Annotated in this window: 19 protein-coding genes; 9 read left to right on the top strand and 10 right to left on the bottom strand. The window is 52.5% G+C overall.

Translation table 11 applies throughout. The annotated features are described in order from the left end of the window. Nucleotides 1-123: 123 nt before the first annotated feature. On the top strand, nt 124-429 hold the full coding sequence (locus SH449x_RS10085) for a hypothetical protein (protein ID WP_482381214.1): 306 nt from the start codon (nt 124-126) through the stop codon (nt 427-429). Nucleotides 430-432: 3 nt separating this feature from the next. On the opposite strand, the gene SH449x_RS10080 is transcribed toward SH449x_RS10085, so the two are convergent. The 5 genes from SH449x_RS10080 to SH449x_RS10060 all read right to left on the bottom strand — a co-directional run bounded on the left by SH449x_RS10080 (nt 433) and on the right by SH449x_RS10060 (nt 5,624). Continuing rightward, nucleotides 433-1,611, bottom strand: a complete 1,179-nt coding sequence (locus tag SH449x_RS10080; protein WP_482381213.1) for a lactate racemase domain-containing protein — start codon at nt 1,609-1,611, stop codon at nt 433-435. Next, nucleotides 1,611-2,714, bottom strand: coding sequence for a glycosyltransferase (locus SH449x_RS10075; protein ID WP_482381212.1), 1,104 nt, complete (start codon nt 2,712-2,714; stop codon nt 1,611-1,613). The genes SH449x_RS10080 and SH449x_RS10075 overlap by 1 nt, the downstream gene beginning before the upstream one ends. Before the next feature lies 1 nt (nt 2,715). Beyond that, nucleotides 2,716-3,897 carry a hypothetical protein gene (locus tag SH449x_RS10070; protein ID WP_482381211.1) on the bottom strand — a complete coding sequence of 394 codons (1,182 nt, stop codon included), beginning with the start codon at nt 3,895-3,897 and terminating at the stop codon, nt 2,716-2,718. Nucleotides 3,898-3,912: 15 nt separating this feature from the next. Then, nucleotides 3,913-4,446: a hypoxanthine phosphoribosyltransferase gene (gene hpt / locus SH449x_RS10065; RefSeq protein ID WP_482381210.1), complete on the bottom strand. Its 534-nt coding sequence runs from the start codon at nt 4,444-4,446 to the stop codon at nt 3,913-3,915. Between the two features lie 77 nt (nt 4,447-4,523). Then, the gene (locus SH449x_RS10060; protein WP_482381209.1) at nt 4,524-5,624 is read right to left on the bottom strand and encodes a TerC family protein; all 1,101 of its coding nucleotides are present in this window, start codon (nt 5,622-5,624) and stop codon (nt 4,524-4,526) included. A gap of 277 nt (nt 5,625-5,901) precedes the next feature. Between SH449x_RS10060 and SH449x_RS10055 the strand changes: the two genes are divergently transcribed. The 8 genes from SH449x_RS10055 (at nt 5,902) to SH449x_RS10020 (ending at nt 15,584) form a co-directional block, all read left to right on the top strand. Continuing rightward, nucleotides 5,902-7,410 carry a 30S ribosomal protein S1 gene (locus tag SH449x_RS10055; protein ID WP_482381208.1) on the top strand — a complete coding sequence of 503 codons (1,509 nt, stop codon included), beginning with the start codon at nt 5,902-5,904 and terminating at the stop codon, nt 7,408-7,410. Between the two features lie 66 nt (nt 7,411-7,476). Further along, a complete protein-coding gene (gene ubiE, locus SH449x_RS10050; protein ID WP_482381207.1) occupies nt 7,477-8,322 on the top strand; it encodes a bifunctional demethylmenaquinone methyltransferase/2-methoxy-6-polyprenyl-1,4-benzoquinol methylase UbiE in 846 nt (281 codons plus the stop codon). A gap of 13 nt (nt 8,323-8,335) precedes the next feature. Next, a complete protein-coding gene (locus SH449x_RS10045) occupies nt 8,336-9,055 on the top strand; it encodes a UbiX family flavin prenyltransferase (protein WP_482381206.1) in 720 nt (239 codons plus the stop codon). Further along, a complete protein-coding gene (locus SH449x_RS10040; protein WP_482381205.1) occupies nt 9,055-9,996 on the top strand; it encodes a UbiA-like polyprenyltransferase in 942 nt (313 codons plus the stop codon). The genes SH449x_RS10045 and SH449x_RS10040 overlap by 1 nt, the downstream gene beginning before the upstream one ends. A 24-nt stretch (nt 9,997-10,020) precedes the next feature. After that, complete coding sequence (gene mqnE, locus SH449x_RS10035; RefSeq protein WP_482381204.1) at nt 10,021-11,181, top strand: aminofutalosine synthase MqnE; 1,161 nt, start codon at nt 10,021-10,023, stop codon at nt 11,179-11,181. Nucleotides 11,182-11,419: 238 nt separating this feature from the next. After that, nucleotides 11,420-11,995: an RNA recognition motif domain-containing protein gene (locus SH449x_RS10030; protein ID WP_482381203.1), complete on the top strand. Its 576-nt coding sequence runs from the start codon at nt 11,420-11,422 to the stop codon at nt 11,993-11,995. 355 nt (nt 11,996-12,350) lie between these two features. Further along, entirely contained in the window at nt 12,351-13,454 is a 1,104-nt protein-coding gene (locus tag SH449x_RS10025) for a glucose 1-dehydrogenase (protein ID WP_482381202.1), read from the top strand. A 525-nt stretch (nt 13,455-13,979) separates the two neighbouring features. Further along, nucleotides 13,980-15,584, top strand: coding sequence for an NRAMP family divalent metal transporter (locus SH449x_RS10020; RefSeq protein WP_482381201.1), 1,605 nt, complete (start codon nt 13,980-13,982; stop codon nt 15,582-15,584). Between the two features lie 56 nt (nt 15,585-15,640). Here SH449x_RS10020 and SH449x_RS10015 read toward each other — a convergent pair whose 3' ends face one another. The 5 genes from SH449x_RS10015 to SH449x_RS09995 all read right to left on the bottom strand — a co-directional run bounded on the left by SH449x_RS10015 (nt 15,641) and on the right by SH449x_RS09995 (nt 21,357). Further along, nucleotides 15,641-16,126, bottom strand: a complete 486-nt coding sequence (locus tag SH449x_RS10015; protein ID WP_482381200.1) for a hypothetical protein — start codon at nt 16,124-16,126, stop codon at nt 15,641-15,643. Nucleotides 16,127-16,194: 68 nt separating this feature from the next. After that, entirely contained in the window at nt 16,195-16,752 is a 558-nt protein-coding gene (locus SH449x_RS10010) for a hypothetical protein (RefSeq protein WP_482381199.1), read from the bottom strand. Next, nucleotides 16,749-18,617: a polyprenyl synthetase family protein gene (locus SH449x_RS10005; RefSeq protein WP_482381198.1), complete on the bottom strand. Its 1,869-nt coding sequence runs from the start codon at nt 18,615-18,617 to the stop codon at nt 16,749-16,751. Before SH449x_RS10005 ends, SH449x_RS10010 begins: the two co-directional genes overlap by 4 nt. Then, a complete protein-coding gene (locus SH449x_RS10000; RefSeq protein ID WP_482381197.1) occupies nt 18,605-20,554 on the bottom strand; it encodes a prenyltransferase/squalene oxidase repeat-containing protein in 1,950 nt (649 codons plus the stop codon). Before SH449x_RS10000 ends, SH449x_RS10005 begins: the two co-directional genes overlap by 13 nt. Then, nucleotides 20,551-21,357, bottom strand: coding sequence for an MBL fold metallo-hydrolase (locus SH449x_RS09995; protein ID WP_482381196.1), 807 nt, complete (start codon nt 21,355-21,357; stop codon nt 20,551-20,553). Before SH449x_RS09995 ends, SH449x_RS10000 begins: the two co-directional genes overlap by 4 nt. Nucleotides 21,358-21,369: the final 12 nt, after the last annotated feature.

Below are 21,369 nucleotides of genomic sequence, written 5' to 3'. Positions count from 1 at the left end.
ACCCGCAATCAAAGTTCTCGTGCGCCAACTTTCTGAATCCGCAAAGTTTACCTAATCCCCCCAGGTAAAAGGGCCGATAAAGTCCCAAAGCGAATTCCATCGTGTCTCAAAGGCGTAACAAACATGAATTGCAAAGCGGTATCAAAAGTGGGAATGCTAGCAACGTTCTGCTTGAGTGTGCTGTCTGGTTGCACGATGTGCTGCCAACCCCATCTCGATGACTACGGTGCTTACGGAACGAAAACTCCGCGAGTAGACCGAACAAACGGACGCGTTGGCTCGCCGTTCAGCGACCCCTCGCTTAACTCGTTCCAAGAATCTTCGCGCAGTACCATAGAAATCCTCGACGAGGACTTATCTGCGGTTAGCTTTGAGGAATATGACGACGGGGTTGGGTTGGTTGTCTCGGCTGGATACGAGATCGATTGAGCCTTAGTACTGAGCCCCGCGTATGACGCAGACGCTAGCTGACTGCTCCATCAAATGCTGTAATGTCTCAGGTTTTCCAATGTGCGCCAAACCAATCGCTTCCGTCTGCGCTGCACTGATAGACGAAAACAAATAAATGCTTCTCCCCTCCCGGATGGAACGGAGTATGGCAGCAGGGAATGCGTCCTCTGCATTCGATTTGAGCAAACTCTGATTTGTGCTGGTTGCCAAGTCATCGCGAGCGAGATCGCGAATACCTCGACTTACCTTTTTGACGTCACAAATGACGACAATCCGTCCGTCTCGATTACAGAGCCGATCTGCTTGGGCGGCCGCTCTCGCCACCGACAACCAGTTCTGCTGATCGTCCCCTCCCTCCACAACAGCCACTACCAAATCGTAGCTTTGCTCCGTTCCAGAGGGCAAACCTTTCATCCCCTGCTCGAACACATCGCTTGGTTTTCCGGCAATGATATCGGAAACCTGTCCGGTGACAGAAGGGATAACTGCAATAGCGAAATGTATACCAGCCAACCAACCGATTTCTAAGCTTAGCTTGCTGTGCATATCCAAATGCGTCTCGTTATCCTCGAGCCATGCCAAGTTCCAGCGGTTCTGAGTCGCCAGGTCAGTGAAGTTCGGTGCTATTCCAAACATGTCGCTAGCATTAGGGCATTCAGACGTTCTCAAACAATAGATTGGAACGGTGACGTCAGCCTCAACTAGCTCTCGTTGAATGTAAATGGGATCCGCCGAATCGCTGGCAGCAATGTAAGCATGCGATTCCTGGTCCTTTGGATCGTGAACCACAACCCTCAAACCTGGATAAATCAGGCTGAATTGTTCCACGATTTCGGAGACCTGTGAGCTTCTGCCTGATCCTAACACGAGCGAGATTTGCTCTGCATTTACCCCTCTAGCGCACAAATAACCAATGGTGGCCTTCACGACGGCAGCCCCGTCGGGCACATCATCCTCGAGTGCGATCGCGACTTTGTCTTCCTCCAGCAAACCCGACATAAAAGGAGGATAGCCGATAGGTGCATCAAGCTGTATTTTAATGAGCTCGGAATAGTTCGATCGACTCTCACTCCGTCCGTGCGTAACCAATTCCACTTCTGAGTGAAAATGTAGTTCAGCTCGAATCTCGCCTGATGCTAATTGTAACAACGTTTCCTTCATCACGCACTCTCCAAACATTCTTGATAGTACTGCACGTGCTTGCCAATCATCGTTTCGATGGAATGGTGTTCCGCAACAAACTGCTTTGCGGATGCACTAAGCCTTTGCAAAGTCTCGGGCTCGCCCAGTAATCGATGAGAAATCTGCACTAGTTTGTTCACATCGCCCAGAGGAAAGAGCATTCCTCGCTCGCCGCTCGCGATCATGTCGCGGTTGCCCGGTATGTCAGAAGCAATCACCGGCACACCCTCCAGCATGGCCTCTAGAATGACGTTCGATTGCCCTTCGTACAAGCTCCCGTTCCAAAGCAAATGGGCATGGGGTAGGAGTTGAACGACGTCGGATCGTTCACCTGCAAAAACAACTTGCGATGCTGCTTTGACGTTGTCCCGATAAAGTTCCAACCGTGAGCGTTCCGGGCCATCGCCGATAATGATATAAGTGGTGTCTCCTCGCAGTGCTCTCAACGTTTCCGCAGACCAAATAAGATCTTTGTACCCTTTTTGAGGCCAGAGTCGACCGATGGATAGAATCCATTTGCGTGCAGGATCAATTCCCAAACGTTGTGCGGCCTCCTCTCGAGTTGTCGACGGCGATTCCTGTTTCACGACCGCGTTTGGTATCAAGGTAAAGCAGCCTCGATTGATTCCGTGTTTCTCGTAAAAGTCGATGACTCCCGAGCTATTGGTTGTAATGCGAGGGGCTTTCTTGGCGAGGTAGCGGTCAACCCAAAACTGCCAACTCGATTTCCATGGGTCAACAGATCTTTCCGAACCGACAACGACAGGGACCCTTGCGCTCAGAGCTGCGGAGCGCCCGTAGGCATTGGCCGCAAAAAGCCAGGTGTGCACGAGATCAGGTGCGAGCTCCACCAGTAGTTTCTTGAGGTTCCACCAAGCGGATGGATCAAATTTTTGCTTCTTGTTAATTAGGTGCAACGGGATGTTACGCTCTCTCAGCCACTCCTCCCTAGGACCAGTTCGAGTCAAAACGATAACATGGGGCTCAAAGAGATCTCGCGGCAGTCCGGCCGCCAGCAAACAGATCTGCTTCTCTGCTCCACCTTGATCCAACGTTGGAATGACTAATGCAATTCGATTCATGTCACGCATGCCTTGTTACGCATACTCGCTCCAGCAAATCTCGCCAAATAAGTCCATTGTCCAAACCGCCGTAGTGAAGGGCCAAACTGGTTCTGATTTTTGCGGCTCTCTCCTGCCCATGTTTGACGTCAGCGTACCAGCCGTGGAGCATTAACGCCAAATCGGTCGGCGAGCCGTACAGGCTCCCCTGCAATAAATCCTGCATCAACGCTGGCCAGGAATCGGTTTCCCGAACAATAACTGGCACGCTAGCCGCCAAGAACATTGGTAACGCAAACTGGGCTGATTCCTCAGGGTTGGTGACCCACAACAAATCGGCGGCGTGCGCTAATTCCTCCAAATCATCGAAGCTGTCAAAGATAAGGATTTCTCGATGCCAACCTCGGTCTTTAAGATACTCGTAGATCATGGCATGGGAAAGGTTAGGATTGATAATCCACATACGCAGAGCCCCACCAGCATCTAACAGATCACAAATACAATCCAAAGCCTGACGGAGAGTGCCCCATTCGGTAGCTCCAATATGGGTAATGACTAGGGTCTGATTAGGGACTACAAAATCCGAAGATAGATTAGCCAGCGATCGCTTGCTGATAATCCTCCTTTCGCTGGAACGGTTGAGCCAGATAAAAGGTGGATCTTCGAGTCTGACAATGTTTCCTTGGTGTACGCCTTGCGAGATAAGGTAGCGATGATCGGTCGCATTGGTAACCATTACGACGCTACACTTTTTGCAAACGTCCGCAACCACCTGGGGACTTAAACGTGAGGCAGGAGCGGCACCGATCGCGGATTCGCTCGGTGCGAATCTTCCAATGATGGGTAATCCCCATTGTGTACCTTTGCTTATCAAAACTTGTAGCAAGGCATCCGTTTGATCCACGTAGATTGCATCAAACTCGCTAGCATGATGTTGTATCCATTGGACGACGTTCTTTTGAAAGTATGACTCATTCCAGTTGGAATGCGGAGAAGGCAATATCCTGTGGACCGCAAGGTGCCGGATATCGGTCGTTTCTGGCCAAACTGTGCCCCATCTAGCTGTCAGGATACTAGGGCGAATTCCCTTTGCACTTAGCTGATGCGCCCAGTTTAGCACTCGATGACAACTGCCATCCGAAAGTGGCCAAAAACGCCTTGTGACGACTAGCAACCGAGAATAACTGGACTCTGAAACCGACATAGATTCACGCCGGGCTTATTGAACCGAGTGCTGAGCGATGTCCGACTCTTCAAGAACGGCGACGAACGGTAAGTTTCGGTAAAGGTCTTGGTAGTCCAAGCCGTAACCTACGACGAATGCGTTGGGAATATGGAATACAACGTAGTCTGGCGTCGTATCCACCTGAGACGTCCCCGACTTGTTCAAAAATACGGCTGTCTTGATCGACTGTGGCCCAAGCGAATGCAAACGCTTGGTGACTTCGACCAAGGTCTTTCCCGTATCGAAAATGTCGTCGATAAGGAGCACCTCTCGGCCTGAGATATCGAGCATCATCTGATCCTGAATTGTGAGATCACCAGATTGAGTCGTACCTTTATAAGAACTGGCCTGAATCAGGCTAATCCGTACTGGCATCTCCAGTCGTCGAATGAGGTCCGCGAGCATGACTAAGCTACCAGTCATGATAGAAACAATGGTAAGCGATCTACCTGCGTAGTCGCTGTTCAGCTTTGCAGCGAGCTCATCGATTCCCTCGCCAATTCGTTTTTCATCAAGCAGTATTTTCACAGGACTTTCCGTACAATCCAAAAAACTAGCACCATTCAGAGTTTTGTCTGTCTATCCCAGCCTATCTACTAGGATGCTCATTCGCTCGCCGATTTGTGTTGCTTCCTCGGAAGAAATCCAACACAAAAACAACTTAGCATAATGATCCAAAAGCCTGAACACTCTGGGCGACGGAAATCGTGGAAATCCAAAAGCTTCGGTGCAATCCGAATACCCAGGTCCGGTGCATGGTGCGGAGCCATACCAAAGGGCCATGATGTCGTGAGCCAAGCCTCGTAGGCAGCTACCAATTGCTCTCGTTTTTCTTCCAGTGATGCAAACCATGGCTGCCATGCTCCGAGCCATGTCGAACCATCAAAACTCCAGTCGCTATTAAAAGCCCAATCGGCGAGCAGTTTGATGCCGATCACAGAGACCAGCAGATAGGCGGCTAGCTCGAACTTGGGAAACCGATCCAGCAATTTGACGAACACCGCAGCGGCGAAACGCATCAACACCAGCCCTAGAATCCCCCCCGTGATAACGACCCACAGCTTTTTCTCATTCGTTCCCGCGAGCGCCAAAGCTGCAAGTATCGAATCTACGGCAAATGCAATGTCGGTTATCTCAATGACTATTACCGTTCGCCAAAAAAGCCAAAAACCAGCCGAGGAAGCCTCGAACTCTTTGCCCGCCTTCAACGCTTTGGTCTCTGCCAAGCGGAGAGCTTCCAGTTCGGGATTGTGGACTACCAACTCGGCTCCGACGGGGACGCGCTGCTCAATCTCGATATCTTCGCGAGCAATATCGAGACTCTCACCCGTGGTGGCATCTACCAGCTTGGGGTTTCCCTCGGTGTCGAGAACGACCTGTTCTTCGTCCTCGCCGGTTTCAAACCATAAGTGTTTGACTGCAATAAATACGAGATAGGCACCACCAAAAAACTTAATGAACGTATATTTCAGAAGCGATGCCGCCAACAAAATGGCTAGAGTGCGGAAAACGAACGCCCCGATCAAACCCCAGGAAAGTGCCCGGGCTCGCATGCTTTTGGGCAAACGTTTCGCCAACATTCCGAGCACGAGAGCGTTGTCGATGGAGAGCAATCCCTCCAAAACGATCAAAAGTCCGACAACCGCGAGATCACCAGGAACCACTTCCTGATTGAAAATCATTACCCCAAACAACGAGTCGACCATTTAGATGATTGGCAAAAAAGGTTAGGCGGGGGCTCCCGAGACGGTCGGAAATCCAGGTCCCTCTGGATCTTCAAAGCGGTCGGTCTCGATGCAGCGATAGCCAGACCCGCCCCACAAGCTGGTCAAAGGATAACGTGCAAAGTCCCCCGGGAAAGGCTCCAGCCCCAAAAGTCCTTAAAAAACAGACATCAGGAACCAAGTCTGTGCATATTGGGTTTCTGATGCTACACTTATGTAGTACTGTTTCGATGTCTTTTCGTATTTATAACTTGATTTTATGACCGATTCGAATGCTCCTATCGACCCAGCTACAGCAGCGGGCGGCCCGATTAATCTTGAAGCGATCCGACGGATGCGAGAAGCTCAGACGGCAAAACCCGAATCGCCCGGCAAACGGGACCGTGCCCCAAATCCCACGACAATCGAACAAATTGCTGCATCCCCCGAACACAGTAAAGAATCTGCTCCCGAAGCAGTAGATGCTGAGGCGATGCCCGCACGTTACAAGTCCAACAAGGATTCGGCACCTGCGGTTACTCCCAAGGTCCCCGTGCCCAGCACCCGCGATCGATCCGAAGACGAAGACGCCTTGCTAAACGAGGTCTTGGCCGGCGCTGACCTCGACGGACTAATGATCGGAGATCGCAACCTAAAGGTTGGTCGCCGACTCGAGGATGGTGCGCGATACCCTGGTAAAGTTATCAAAGTCCACAACCAAAACGTCTTCATCAGCCTCGGAGGCCCGGACGAAGGAGTCGTGCCTCTCCTCCAATTTGAAACGCCACCCGAACCGGGCCTGCAAGTTGACGTGCTCATACGAGCTTTCAACGCGGAAGAAGGTCTCTACGATCTTGCGATCCCTGGCGAAACGGTTGCTGTTAACGACTGGGATGACCTCAACGAAGGGGCCGTTGTCGAAGCGAAAATCGAAAGCGCGAACACCGGCGGCGTGGAATGCAAAGTCGGAAACGTCCGAGGATTCATTCCCATTAGTCAACTTTCAGTCTTCCGTATCGAATCCGCTGCGGATTACATCGGCCAAAAACTCCTTTGCATTGTTACCGAAGCCAACCCCAGGCGAGGCAATCTGGTGCTGAGCCATCGGGCGGTTCTCGAACGAGAGAAGGAAGAGAAGCGTCAAGAAAGATTGGCCTCCATAGAAGTCGGCGAAATGTGCGAGGGCACCGTCCGAAAACTTATGGAGTTTGGGGCCTTCGTCGATATCGGCGGCTTGGATGGGCTGATACACATCACGCAACTTTCCTGGGAGAAAATCAAGCATCCCAGCGAAGTTTTGCAGGAAGGGGACAAAATCAAAGTCCGAATCGACAAGATTGATCCCGTCACCGGCAAGATCGGACTCTCCTATCGCTCTGCCGAGGATAACCCTTGGTTTGATGTGGATACGCGATTTCCGATCGGTTCGGTTGTCAAAGGCACAGTGTCCCGATTAGCCAATTTTGGGGCCTTCGTCAAACTCTCCACCGGTATCGAAGGGCTCATTCACATCTCCGAATTGGCTCATCGCCGCGTCGCGAGCGCCGCCCAAGTTCTCAGCGAAGGGCAAGAGGTCGAGGTAAAGGTCCTTTCGGTGGAAAAAGATCAACAGAGAATCGGTCTCTCCCTCCGCGCCACTCAAGCCAAGCCAGAGGGTGAAAACAAAAAGGCAGCACAGCCTGAGGCGGAAGAAGCGCCAAGAACTCCTGCTGTCAAAAAACACCAGGGGCCGCTCAAGGGAGGAACCGGTAGCGGAAATAGCGGGGAACTGTTCGGCCTCAAGCTTTAATACGGCTTCTGTTATCCCGAGGGCGGTTTCAACGGTCATTAGGAATTGATTCATCGAAACATCACTATGACCAGCACTGGTATTCGTCCCATGCAAAGCTCGACACTTTCAGACAAATCCGCCGAGCGGGCTTTAGACAAATCCTCCGAACGGGTGCGGGACATGTTCGCACAAATCGCACCACGGTACGATTTGCTCAATCATCTCTTGTCTCTAAATATTGATAAACGCTGGAGAGCCAAGACTTTACGGCGATTAAATCTCACGCCAGGAGTCCCAGTTTTAGATGTCTGTACCGGAACGGGGGATCTGGCTCTCGCGATTTCTCGCAAGCTTGGCAAAGGAACCGAGGTCGTCGGAACCGATTTCTGCCCTCAAATGCTCGATATTGCCAGAGAAAAACACACCAAAGCTTTGCCCGAGCACGGTGTGCTCCGCTTTCTAGAAGCAGACACCCAAAGGTTGCCTTTCGAAGACAATTACTTCCAGTGCGTAAGCGTTGCATTTGGTCTACGAAACGTGAACGATACCCTACTGGGACTCCGTGAAATGATTCGCGTCACGAGACCGGGCGGAACAGTGGCAGTCCTCGAGTTTTCCAAACCGACCATGTTCGGGCTCAAACAACTGTATAACACCTATTTTCAGTTTGTGCTGCCTCGTATTGGACAAGCGATGGCGAAGAATAATCGCGCTGCATACGAGTATTTGCCTCAGAGCGTACAGCAATTTCCAAGTGGGGAAGCTTTGGCTGCGATCATGCGGCAATCTGGGCTTATCAACATCGAGATGCAACCGATGACACTCGGTGTTGTTACCCTTTACTTGGGTAGTAAACCTAACCCGGACGCGCACATGCCTGCGAACACAAGTTCGACTATCGCTCCTGCCTCCGAAGCTAGCAAACATTGAGTGGAACAACTAGATGAACCGATCCACCAATCTACCTTTGGTCCTAGCCATAACGGGGGCTAGCGGAGCGGTCTACTCGGCCCGTCTATTGCAATGCGCCGCACGAGCTCGCATTCCTACACACATCGTGATCAGCCCGTCTGGCGCCGAAGTTATTCGTCAGGAACTACGGCTACCCGCTTCACCAGCAGATCGGTGCATCAACGCGTTATTAAATTATACGTGGCCTGGAGAGCCTCGATGGGAGCCTCTGGCTGAGTCAGAGGTGGCGGAATTTTTATCCGTGTGCCAAATACACAATCACGGCGATTATCTTACCCCGATCGCCAGTGGGTCCTTTTTGACTCGCGGTATGGTAATTTGCCCGTGCTCAGGTTCGACTCTTTCGGGCATCGTTCACGCCGCGAGCAACAACCTCGTCGTCCGAGCAGCGGATGTTCATTTGAAAGAGCATCGCAAACTGTTGTTAGTTCCGAGAGAAACCCCCCTTTCTGTTTTCCAGTTGGAGAATTTACACCGGGCTGCACAAGCTGGCGCGATTGTCTTGCCTGCTTCACCTGGTTGGTATCACGGCGTAGAGTCACTCTTGGATCTGGTGGACTTTATCGTAGCCCGTATCCTTGATCATTTTGATATTCCGCATCAACTCATCCGGCGTTGGGGTGTGCCTCCGAGCCCGACCTTGGAAAACGCACCTGCTGAAAATGATGCAGAGAGTCGAGGAGGCCAATAGTGGAAACCTTTGCGAAATCGCCTACTCTCGCAGAAATCATCAGTCGGTACCTGGGGCTAGTTCGGTTTAGTCACACAATTTTCGCATTACCGTTTGCATTGCTCGCAACCGTCTGGGCGTTTTTGGTTCCGTTACCAGACAATACGTTTCTGAGTTGGAATTGGGTTCATTTGACCGGCATTCTGATTTGTATGGTGTCAGTTAGGAGCTTCGCCATGGCAATCAACAGGTTGCTGGACCACAAAATCGATGCTGCAAATCCGCGCACGCAGGCGAGGCATTTGCCTGCTGGTCAGCTCACGCGAAAAGGTGTTTGGGCTTTCGCGTTGCTGTGCGCGATCATTTTTGGTTTCGGTTGTGCGATGTTCTGGCCGAACCCGATCCCCGTGGTGGCAGCGATCCCTGTACTGCTTTTTCTGGCGGGTTACTCCCTTGCGAAGCGTTTTACGCGACTCGCTCATTACTGGTTGGGTGTGGCACTGATGTTGGCACCGATCTGTGCATGGCTTGCGCTGAGGGGCGAACAAGTGCTCGTCCAACCGTCAGACGTGATGCCGGCGGTTTGGTTGGGCGGTGTTGTTTTATTTTGGGTGGGGGGCTTTGACATCATCTACGCTTGCCAGGATTACGACGTCGACAGAGACTTGGGGCTGTACAGCATTCCAGCCAAACTGGGAGTGCGAAACGCTTTATTGGTGGCTCGTGCAAGCCATGCCGTGATGTGGATCATCGCGGCTGGTATGACAGTAGCGGTACCAGAATTGAGTCTGGGGCTGCTGTTTTGGATTGCTCTCGGCGTGATTGCGGTGCTTCTCGTATGGCAGCACAGCGTGGTATCGGATCGATCGCTCGAACGAATCAACTTAGCATTTTTTCAACTGAACTCAGTGATCAGCATTCTCTTCCTCGCGGTGGGAAGCGTGGATGCGTGGTCTCGTTAATATGGATGAATTAAAGGTACAATCATGATTGCTCCAGATGTTCGCAGTCGAATGAAACGGATCCGAGATACCGTCGAGGGGGGCGGGCGGCTCAGCATGGAAGACGGGATATTCATGTATTCCCCTGAGGTGTCGCTGCACGAATTGGGCGAGCTGGCCAATTTGGTTCGAGAGCGAATCAACGGTAATGTTGGGTATTACAACATCAACACGCACCTCAATCCTACGAACGTTTGCGTGTATCGATGTCGCTTTTGTGCTTTTAGGTCGGATCTCAGGGATCCCAAAGGCTATGTCATGAGCGATGAGCAGATCTTGGCTCGGGGGCAAGAAGCGGTGGACAACGGGTGTACTGAGATGCACATCGTGGGTGGATTGCACCATCAACGAGGCTACGATTGGTACCGTCACATCATCGAAATCTTGCACAACACTTATCCGCTATTGCACCTCAAAGGATGGACTGCGGTTGAGATCAATTGGTTTGAGTTCTTGACGAAGAATTCCTTGAAAGACATCTTGCAAGACTTACGAGATGCAGGGTTGGGCAGCATGCCCGGTGGTGGTGCAGAGATCTTTCATCCAGAGGTGCGTGACCAAATCTGCGAGCATAAGGCTAACTCGCACAAGTGGCTCGAGATCCATCAGGCCGCGCATGAAGTCGGTTTAAAGACTAACTGCACGATGCTGTACGGGCACGTTGAACAAGCCTATCACAGAATCGATCATTTGCTCAAGCTTCGAGATTTACAAGACAAGACGGGTGGCTTCCAGACGTTCATACCTCTCGCGTTTCATCCTGAGAACACAAAGCTATCGCATTTGAAGAAACCGTCGGCATTGATGGATTTGCGAACTATGGCGATTAGTCGCCTGATGTTGGACAATGTTCCTCACATCAAGGCGTACTGGATCATGCTCGGGATCGGGACTGCGCAGACCGCTCTTTCTTACGGCGCAGACGATATTGACGGAACTGTCCGGCACGAGTTGATCTATCACGACGCAGGAGCGACCACGCCGGAAATGCTATCGGTCGAGCAGATCAAGCAACTGATAGTCGAGGCAGGTCGGGAACCGTTAGAGCGAGACACCGTCTACCGCAAAGTCCATCGCGACCCCAGCGATTTCAAGAGTTGGTCCGTAGGCGAAGACGTCCCCGTACTCCTCGCAGCCCCAGCGTAACACCGCAACTACCCAGCGTAACACCGCAACTACGTAGTGGATCTTGCCAAAGATCCCTCCGCCCCACCTTTCACCCTTCAAACTTCACCCTTCAAACTTCCTCCCCCCTTTTCCCCAACATCTCGGAATTTTGTCAGTTGACTCGGTATGCTCCAGTTCCGATAATCGGTGTATTGTTTGCCTTAGGTTTGCCAACCTGCTATTCAAATTCGGGCGTTTTTTACGCTTGGATTAATAGTTGACGTGGTTGACGCTCCAATGGTTTGGTTTTTGGGAGCAGTATCAGCAGGGATGGTCCAACCGTGTTGGCTCAATTCTCTCTAACGACTTGCTCACAGTTTTTGGTTTCGTCGTCTTCCGTTCCGTTGCAGGCGAAAGATGGCGTTGTCGTAAAGGGTTTGGTTTCGTGGTTAATATTTATGTGGGAAATCTTTCGTTCCGCGCGACGGAAGACGAAGTTCGTGATGCATTCAGTCGTTTCGGTGAGGTGACTAAGGTTAGTATCATCAACGACCGAGAGACCGGACGTTCCCGAGGCTTTGCGTTCGTCGAAATGAAGAATGCAGATGAGGCTCAGGCGGCAATTGAGGCCTTGAACGACCAAGAGGTCGGGGGCAGAAGAATTTCTTGTAACGAAGCTCGTCCGCGAGAATCGAAGCCATCTTACGGTGGCGGCGGTGGTGGTGGAGGCGGCGGTGGACGTCGTGGTGGCGGTGGCGGCGGAGGTGGCGGCGGCTACCGAGATCGTGACCGAGGAGATGGCGGCGGATACAACAGCCGTGGCAGCGGTGGCGGTGGAAGAGACCGATACTAGGCTAACACAGAACTCGATCGAATACAAAACTCGATCGAATACAAAACTCGATCGAATACAAAACTCGATCGAATACAAAACTCGATCGAATACAAAACTCGATCGAATACAAAACTCGATCGAATACAAAACGGCCGGGCAACCGGCCGTTTTTCGTTTCTACTCGTAACGCCCCCAACTAAAGCGGTACGGGCGCGAGACCTCTGGTAGGGCTCCACCTACTTCACCGTCCATCACCCTCATTCGACATTACGCAATCTCGGAAAGTGACTATACTCTTTTGCCAACCTCGGCGGAAAATCAACCGCCGTTTCCATCGAGTATCCTTGCTTCCTAACACCTTACCGAATTTCCCATGAAAGCGATTGCCGTACGGCCTGGAGTTCCTCATAGCGTCCACGAACGCGATGTTCCTATGCCTAGCCTGGACAAGGTACCTGACGGCAAAGGGATCTTGGTCAAAGTGCTCAAGGTCGGCGTCGATGCGACGGACCGCGAAATCAATGACGCCCTTTACGGCAACGCACCTCCGGGGGATGATTATTTAGTCCTGGGCCACGAGTCGTTCGGTGTTGTTCAAGCCGTTGGCCCAAACGTTCGCTCGGTGAAACCAGGGGACTACGTCACCGCCACAGTGCGACGTCCTGGCGGATCGATCTACGATAAGATTGGTACCTACGACATGACGAGCGAAGAGATCTACTATGAGAGAGGCATCAACCTCTTGCATGGATATCTCACCGAATTCTTTGTCGATCATGAAGACTATATCGTCCGTGTTCCAAAAGGACTAAAGCACTTGCATGTTCTCATGGAACCGATGAGTTGCGCCGCCAAAGCGATTCAACAAGCTTTCGAAGCGCAGCGACGGATGAAAGTTTGGAGCCCCAAGCGTGCGTTTGTGCTCGGAGCTGGCCAAATTGGTTTGCTTTCCACTCTCGTGCTTCGTCTTAAAGGGCTCGAAGTCTTTACACTGGCTCGTGCCAAGGGGCCGCATCTCAAGAGCTCGATTGTCGAAGGAATGGAGGCGACGTACATCTCCACTGAACAGACTTCGCTTCAAGATCTAGCGAAGAAAGTGGGCAAAGCCGATTTAATCATCGATGCTACGGGCTCCTCCAAGATTGCCTTTAACGCAATGGAAGCTTTGGGGCATAACGGGGTTCTCGTTTGGACCAGTATCACGGGAGGAAAGCATCATACCGAGATTCCATCGGACAAGATCAATATAGAGTGGGTGCTCGGTAACAAGTTGCTGGTTGGCAGCGTCAACGCCAATCGCGAGCACTTTGAGTCCGGCATCAAGGATCTTGCTTTGGGTGAAGTGATGTACCCTGGAGTCTCGGAAAAGATTCTCACTAACCCCGTGGCAGGTCTTGAGAACTACAAAGAAATGATGCGGTTGCTGGTGGAGGATAACTCTGCACTCAAAGTCTACGTCAACGTCGCATCGGAATAACCCCCTGAATGTGAGCGTAATGTCGCGAGCCATACGGTGAGGGCCTCTCTCTCCACCGCCCATCGGTTCTCCGGCTCCATTGACCTCGCGTCAGTGGACCGCTGACTCCCCGGCTAGACTCAAACAACGCCCGCGCGTTCTTCGCCCCCACTGAGCTTGCTCAGTGGAACGCATGACTCGTTAGCTAAAGCACGCACCAACACCCCGAACAACCGCTGCGTAGCCGACGAGTCACGCTCCCACCGAGTCAACTCGGTGGAGAGCCAAAGGCGGTTGGGGGGCCGTGACGTTCTAGCCCCTTAGTCACGCTCCCACTGAGACAAGCTCAATGGAGAGCAAATCCCCCCTTCCTCCGGCTCCATCCACCTCGCGTCAGCGGACCGATCCTTCACCCTTCACCCCTTCTAATCAGAAGATTTTTTAGTTGAGACGGTCGTTGTGCCCGCATACAGCCCTGCCAGGGGACTTATACTGGGTGGCTCACTCACAAGCCCCGCCTCCCACCTTTAACAAATCGTTGTGCCGATGTCTTCTCCGCAGCACGAAATCGCCATTTCCGATCCCCCTCGTACGTTTTGGGGGATCGTTTCCCATCTAGGGCCCGGCCTCATCATCGCGGCGTCCATCGTAGGCTCCGGAGAACTGATAGCCACTACCATGACCGGGGCTAACTCAGGGCTGTCCCTGTTGTGGCTTATCATCGTAGGCTGTGTGATTAAGGTCTTTGCTCAAATAGAAATCGGGCGGTTCACGATTGCGCATGGCATGCCAACTCTTACCGCTTTGAATACCGTTCCCGGTCCGCGAGTCGAGGGGAAGGGGAATTGGATCGTCTGGTATTGGTTTGTTATGTGGTTCCTGAGCATTGGTCAGTTAGGTGGCATCGCTGGTGGCGTGGGACAGGCATTGGCCTTAGTCGCTCCCATCACCGCACAAGGGAAAGAAAGCCAAGCCATCATCGCGTTAGAAACGAAGCTGCAAATCGAAGAGGTTGCTAGGAAGACTGAACGAGAAGCGAGCATGCTGCCGATTGCTTGGGATACTGAGCGCGAGTCGACTCAAGCGGAAATTTTAGAACGTCGTAGAAACTTCCTACGCGATTATCTGGCGATACCAGAGCCAACCGATAAGGAGGCACTCGAAGCGAAACTCGTCTATCGCGATGATTTGATCTGGGCTGCACCGATTGCGTTCGGTACTTCGCTGATGCTGGTATGGGGTGGGTATCGGTTTATCCAGGGGTTTGCAACCGTCATGGTCGCAGTCTTTACGCTGGTGACCTTGGGAAATGCGATTGGTCTACAGTTCATTCCGGCTTGGAGTTTTTCCACGCAAGATTGGATTGATGGGCTCAGTTTCGGATTGCCCGAGGGTGATCGAAAAAACGCACTTATGATCGCATTTGCCACGATCGGCATCATCGGTGTCGGAGCAGCGGAACTGATACAGTATCCCTATTGGTGTTTGGAGAAGGGTTATGCGAAAAAGACCGGTACTTACGATGGTTCGGAGGCGTGGACCAATCGCGCGCGTGGCTGGCTACGTGTCATGAAGGCCGACATCTGGTTCTCCATGGTTATTTATACCGTAGCGACCATTGCATTCTTTGTGCTCGGAGCAGGTATTTTGCATAGGGCCGGAATTGTGCCTGAGGGGAGCAAGCTCCTGATTACCCTCTCGATGATGTACGAACCGGTTTTGGGTGGTATGGCCAAGAGTATTTTTTTGGTAGGAGCATTGTTTGTTTTGTATTCCACATTCTATGTTGCCAATGCCAGTCATGCTCGGACGTTTGCGGATGCGATGGGTATCATAGGACTAGCCAAAACGGACGAGGCTGCGCAGCGTCGTATGGTTAAGATCCTGAGCTTCGTTTTTCCCCTTCTTTGTTTGCTGATGTACTGGATTGTTCAGTCAGCTACCAAGCTCGTATTACTAAGTGGTGCAGCTCAGGCCATTATGTTACCGATGCTTGGTTATGCAGCATTGCATTTCCGATGGACTGGCTGTCGTCCCGGCTTAACTCCTTCCAAGATCTTTGATTTGTTTCTTGTTCTCAGCGTTTTGATTCTCTTTGGAATTGGAATTGGATCATTGGTGCTTGAAATAAGACAGATTGCAGGAAGGTAATCAGCCCCTGAAAAAATCGTATACCCGCCTCCGCTGATCTCGCGTCTGCTGCCCGATCATCGCTCGAGAACAGTGAGACTTAGTTCTCGTATGCAGGAGTTTCGAAAACCGAAATATCCCCAGCCTATGGTGATCATGCAATAAACGGCGATCGAGAGCGGACTCGCTCCATGGGCCAATAGCCTCGCTGTATCCAAGTAACTATCTCCGGTTAGCCAAGCGACCGCAATGTAACTGCCGTTGGCAAGCAGGCAGAAATGGGCAACAAACCAGACCGAAGGCCGATTAATCACAGTCGCCGCAATTACCGGCATCATAGCTCCGAAACTTAAACCTGACCAAAGAGTGACCAAAGGAAACGGATCCGGATCGAAGATGCTGTATGGTATCCGCCAGGGCACAACGCTGGCAGAAGTCAACTTCCCACCACCACAGAGTCCACCCACAATATGACCCATCTCATGTGTGAACGTCATTACGGTCCATGATAAGACCATCAGCAATGCGAATCGGCAGTAGCGATGACTCCTTAGAAATGCCATATAGACGGCCCGTTTGTTCCCTTTACTTACGCAGCGGGCTGGTATGGATACAACAGACTAATCCTCGATTATGGCCGTACGATCTCGAGAAGTTCAATAGCCGGTTCGTTGTTGCAATGCAGGATCGCTGTTCGACCGTAGGTCTTAGTGCCGATCGGGACAGAAAAAAAATCAGCCAAAACACGTCCACAGCGCACTTGCAAAAGATCGAACAACTCAATGTGCCGAAGCACGTCGTGCTCAATCAACACTCGCCCCAGTGGCTTCTGACGAGCTAGGATTTCTTGCAGTGCCTTCTCCGGAAGAAACTTTGGGAACAACCGCACAATGCCATACTGCACGACGACGCCAGTATGATGCGTCTTCAAAAGTATCTCGCGATGGTAAACGCTCTCTTTGAAATCATCCCGCAAAACCTCTACATCGACCGTGTCTCGGTGAAATCGCTCCACGGTCACCGTCATGTGATTCTCGTGGGCGAGTAGCCCACGGTACGGCTGCGGAACCTCGAGCGCCGGTAGATAACGGAATGATGCCAAATCCCGAGGTTGGTCGTAATAGATTCCAATCAGCGACTCCGCGCTCAAGCACTCGTCGCCGCAGAATTCCATCTGAGGCTGGCTCATTGGACCGGAGTCAATCCTATCTGAATGGTGTGGAGAGCTGGTACGTGTACGTGCTGCTCCTTAACAATCGCTGATTGGTCTAGCACGGTATCGATTAAGTACAACATGAGACGACGCAATGGCTCTGGCTCAATAGCCTGAGCTATATCGACTGCCCGCTCACGGTGCTTCTCGATGAGCTTTTCCGCTTGCTCAAACACACGCCCCTTCTCGAGCAACTCACGAGCGTTCACAATCCGGAGATTATCCGGAAGTTCGCATGCAGAATCGAGAATGCTCAACAATTTCGCTTGGTCCTCTGCATTCAACGATTGCAAAGCCAGCGCCAACAGAATGGTTGGCCGACCTGCGAGGATATCGCCCGCAGTCCCGAGCTTGTTATCATTGTCTCCATACCAGTCCTGAAGATCATTGATAATTTGGAACGCGACACCAATGTTGCGAGCGAAAAGTTTCACTGGCTCGGTATAGGCTGCGGCGTCAGCGGCAAGCCGTATGCCGGTGTAGAGTGCTGCCTCAAAGGCAGGGGCTGTCTTGAGTGCATAGATTTTCAAGGCATCGATAGGAGCGAGCCGTTTGTCCGATGCGTCGCGCCAAAGCAACTCTGCTCCTTGTCCTTCCGCCAGTCGCATGTGGGCTGACGACAAACAATTCAAAATGTCGGCGGCAGCAGCCGCTCCTATGGTTTCGATTTCACGACCGATCAGCCTATAACCTAAGCCAATCATGTAATCTCCAATGTTGATCGCTGTGGGCAAACCAAACTGTTGATGAACCGCTGGAACGCCGTATCGGAAGGAATCGTTGTCCTCGATGTCGTCGTGCACCAAGCTCGCTTTGTGGAAGCATTCAATGCTCATAGCTGCACAGCGAACACCTCGCGAAAGATTCTGAACGACGTTTGGTCCACCAGCACCAGTTGCGTTCCCCCCTGTCATAGCATCGTATGCCGCCAAAGTGATAAACGGACGAGAGTACTTGCCACCTCGGGCTAAGAAGTCAGTTGCGATCGCTTCGGTGGCGGCGATTGGATCGATCCCTTCCAGCGGATTAGCTGCGGTTTGGCTAATCGGTTGCTGGCTGCGTTGCCGACCGACGAGATCGTTCAACTGCGGTTGCTGGAATAATTCGCTCGCGGCACGCATCAGGTGAACATACGATTTGGTTTGCTGCTCGGCAGCAGGAGCCATGGTCAAGATCATATCCCGAACCCAGTCTTCATCGACGCTGGTGTTGCGGCAATCGCTCGATAGCAACGGCACCGCCATGCACGGAATTCCGGCAAGCAGAATCTTGTCGATGGCTTTTTCCAAGACATTCAAACAAGCCACACCGACAATCGAGTCGACATAGCCGCTGACGATGATCTTGAGAACAACCGGGGATCCCTCGGCGACCAGCACCTTGTACCCCATCTCTTCTGCCATGGTGCGAAAGTCTGCGATGCTGCACGCTCCACACTTTTTGCAATCCATCCCGAATTCGTCGTAGTCTGCTGGGCATCCCTCAGCATGCTTGAGGCAGTGCGGCAACAGGAACAAACGGCGACTGGGAGGAATCGATGCTACCGAGTCTCGGAAGAATTCGGAGGAAATCATGACCATCGCCCATCCAACATACCCCTCGGGCATGTTCGCTTCCTCGAGCGCCCGTCGAGCAATCTGTTCGAGCTGATCCTTGGTGGGGGGCAGATCTTTGTTGAGTTTGCCAGCGACCTCTGCGCACTTAGCCCGTAGTGCTTCTCGAAGCTCTTTCGTCTCCGGTACTAATTTGAGGTGGCTGGTCTTGCGGCGTGTTTTCTTCTCGCTCTTACCTGTGGCTGCAATCTCGGTGTTGGCGATAGCGGGTTGTGTTACCGTTGACAAAACTCAAGTCCTTTTCTTAGTGCACTGAGTGAGAACGCGAGAGGATATTGACGTTCGTGGTACCAGAGCTTCGCGAAATAGAAGCCGATGGGTTGGCTCGTGTGGTGATGCCCAGAATGAATTGCCTGTGACAACCACTCGAGGCCCCTCATTATAATGCGAGAGTCCACCATTTTGCCACTGCAAGCCATGATTCCTTCTAATACTATTGCGGTTTCTTCGATGGTGCTGACGTTCGCGTGTGATTGCTTACCGGCCGTGAGATTTGGATTGTACACTCCGTCATCTGGCTTAGGGTAGCAGATCGACGCACCGCCACCCCAGCCTCCGTCGCTGTTTTGTTGACTTTGCAGGAACTTAACACCGGCGACGGCGCACGGGTCCTCGGCTCGGCCACATTGGGAGTACGCCAGCAAGACCCTGGCGGTTCCGTAAAATGGGTTGTCTTCTTCAACTCGATCTTGGTTGCCGAACCACAGAGGGAGCCAGCTACCATCGGTTTGCTGGTGTTTTTGGAGGTATTTCCAGCCCTTTTGGATCGATGTCGAGATCGATCTTTGCATGGCCTCGGGAAGTTGGTCCCGCCAAACAAACAAGGCACGAATCGCGTGGGCCGTTAAATCTGAGCCGCTCCGATCAAATGGCAACTGCCCCCAGCCTCGGCAGAACGTTGGCCAGCCGCCATCTCGATTTTGCAGGGATAGTAGCCAGCGGCATCCTTGCGTCACCGGCTCGATGACCCTATTCAATTCGGCCGGATGATGATCGACGTAGTCTCGCAAGGCCAAGAGTGCCGCTGGAGTATCGTCCGCGTCGGGAACCGAACCGCTCAGATCGGTCCAGCCCCATCCTCCTGGATCGGCACCGGTAAACGGATGCCGAATGCGATGTTGGCATGAAAGGATCCAGTCGATCGTATCGGTCCAGTCCTGGGCGAGCTTGCTAGGATCGTAAGCTTTGTCAAGAGTGGTGAGGCTCGGTGCATCGGTTTGTTCGTCACAACTAGAACTGGTTGGATACTCCTGCAGCGAAGCGTAGTAGTTTGTCGTGGTAAGAGAGGTCACCCAGGTTGCTAGGTTCGTGTCGATGGGCCAGCTACCTTCATCGGAAGCTGAGTCTTCGAGAAACCGAATCGCGTTTTGGCAAACGGGCAAGGCTGCTTGTCCGATGCTCGCCAAGCTCATCAGTACAAAGCTAGTCAGAGGCGTTGCTTCGAGATAGCCACCACTCTCGGGCTGCATGGAATCGAGCACTCGGAGCGTGCGTTCACGCGACAGGTTGCGGACTAAGTGGGCTATGGGGTTTCTAGGAGGATTGTGGACGAATTGAGCTTGCCCGATTGCGACCAATGCGGGGACGGCGTAGCTGACGACCGGCATCTTCGCAAATCGATACCATGACTGAGGCAGAGCGGCAGCCTCAAAGGGAAGAGTGGGAATATCTTTCCAGCCAATCAAGCCGGCGATAGCACAGTTCGTCATGATCGGCACAACGAAAGTCTTGTCTTTGCCATAGCGTTTACGGAGCCCCTCCCAGCTTCCGAGCCGGTTGACATAATCCCAGGCTGAGGTCACTTGGCCGGAAAAGCGTACCGAGTGGCCAGCCAGTTCCCAAGCAGCCAAGACGAGCAACGTGGTAGCGATGTTGGATAAAGATCGGTCGGTATCACCAAAGCCACCATCGTCGTTCTGTGCCTTGGCAAGCCAGTTAGAACCGAGTTCGATAAGTGCATCGAATCGGTCGGTACCGGTAGTTTGGCGACAAACCGACAGAGCGCTGATCGCCGTCGCTGTCGAGAGAGCAGAGTCGGATAGCTTTCCCGACCAATAGGGCTGTCCCGACTTAGCTGCGGTCAGGTCATGAGTCAGCATCGAGATGGCGGATTGAATGCTGGCTTCCAACGTCGATTCCGTCGATTCCATCGTGTTGTCGATCATGTCAGAGGGATTCTAAGACCATCGAACGCGAGCTCGACGTGGTCGGGAAGCAAAGCGTTCGCGGCCTCGTAGTCCAGATCATGGGACAAATGGGTGAGGTAGGCTCGCTTAGGCTCGAGTTGGGCAATTACCTCGAGAGCTTGTTCGACGTTGTAATGGGTGGGATGAGGCGTGTAGCGAAGGGCGTCGATCACAAGGCAATCCAGGCCGCGAAGCAGCTCCATGCTGCTGTCGGGAATATTATTCGTGTCGGTACAATAAGCCACGTTGCCAAATCGAAAGCCCAGCACATCGCAGTAAGGCCCGTGGGACATCGGCACGGGAGTGAATACGCCCCCCATCGTTTCGAATGGCTCTAAATCGATCGTTCTCAAATCGAATTTGGGGGCTGCTCCCGCATGTGTTGGCTCTCGGTCTTCAAAGGCGTAATCGAAAACCTGCTTGATTCGCTTCTGAACCCTCTGCGTCGCGTGAACCGGTACGGCTCCCCCAATGAGAAACGGAAACAATCGCAAATCGTCCATGCCGTGCAGATGGTCCGCATGCTCATGGGTGAATATCACCGAGTGAATGACGCCGATGCTCTCTCGCAAGAGCTGGTTGCGTAGATCGGGAGGGGTGTCGATCAGGACATTTCCGTCGGGTAAGCCGATTGCGACGCTGCACCGTGTCCGATGATTGCGAGGGTTCGGAGACCGACAGACGGAGCAGCCGCAACCGATCACAGGCACCCCGACGCTGGTGCCGGTTCCAAGCAAAATCATTTGTCCTGCGAAGGAAGTTGTTTCAAATAGGTGCGGCACAGGGACACAGGT

This window comes from Brakhagea baltica, assembly GCF_052161605.1.
Taxonomy (GTDB): domain Bacteria; phylum Planctomycetota; class Planctomycetia; order Pirellulales; family Pirellulaceae; genus JBKCUI01.
This window is presented reverse-complemented; position numbering and strand designations above follow the sequence as displayed.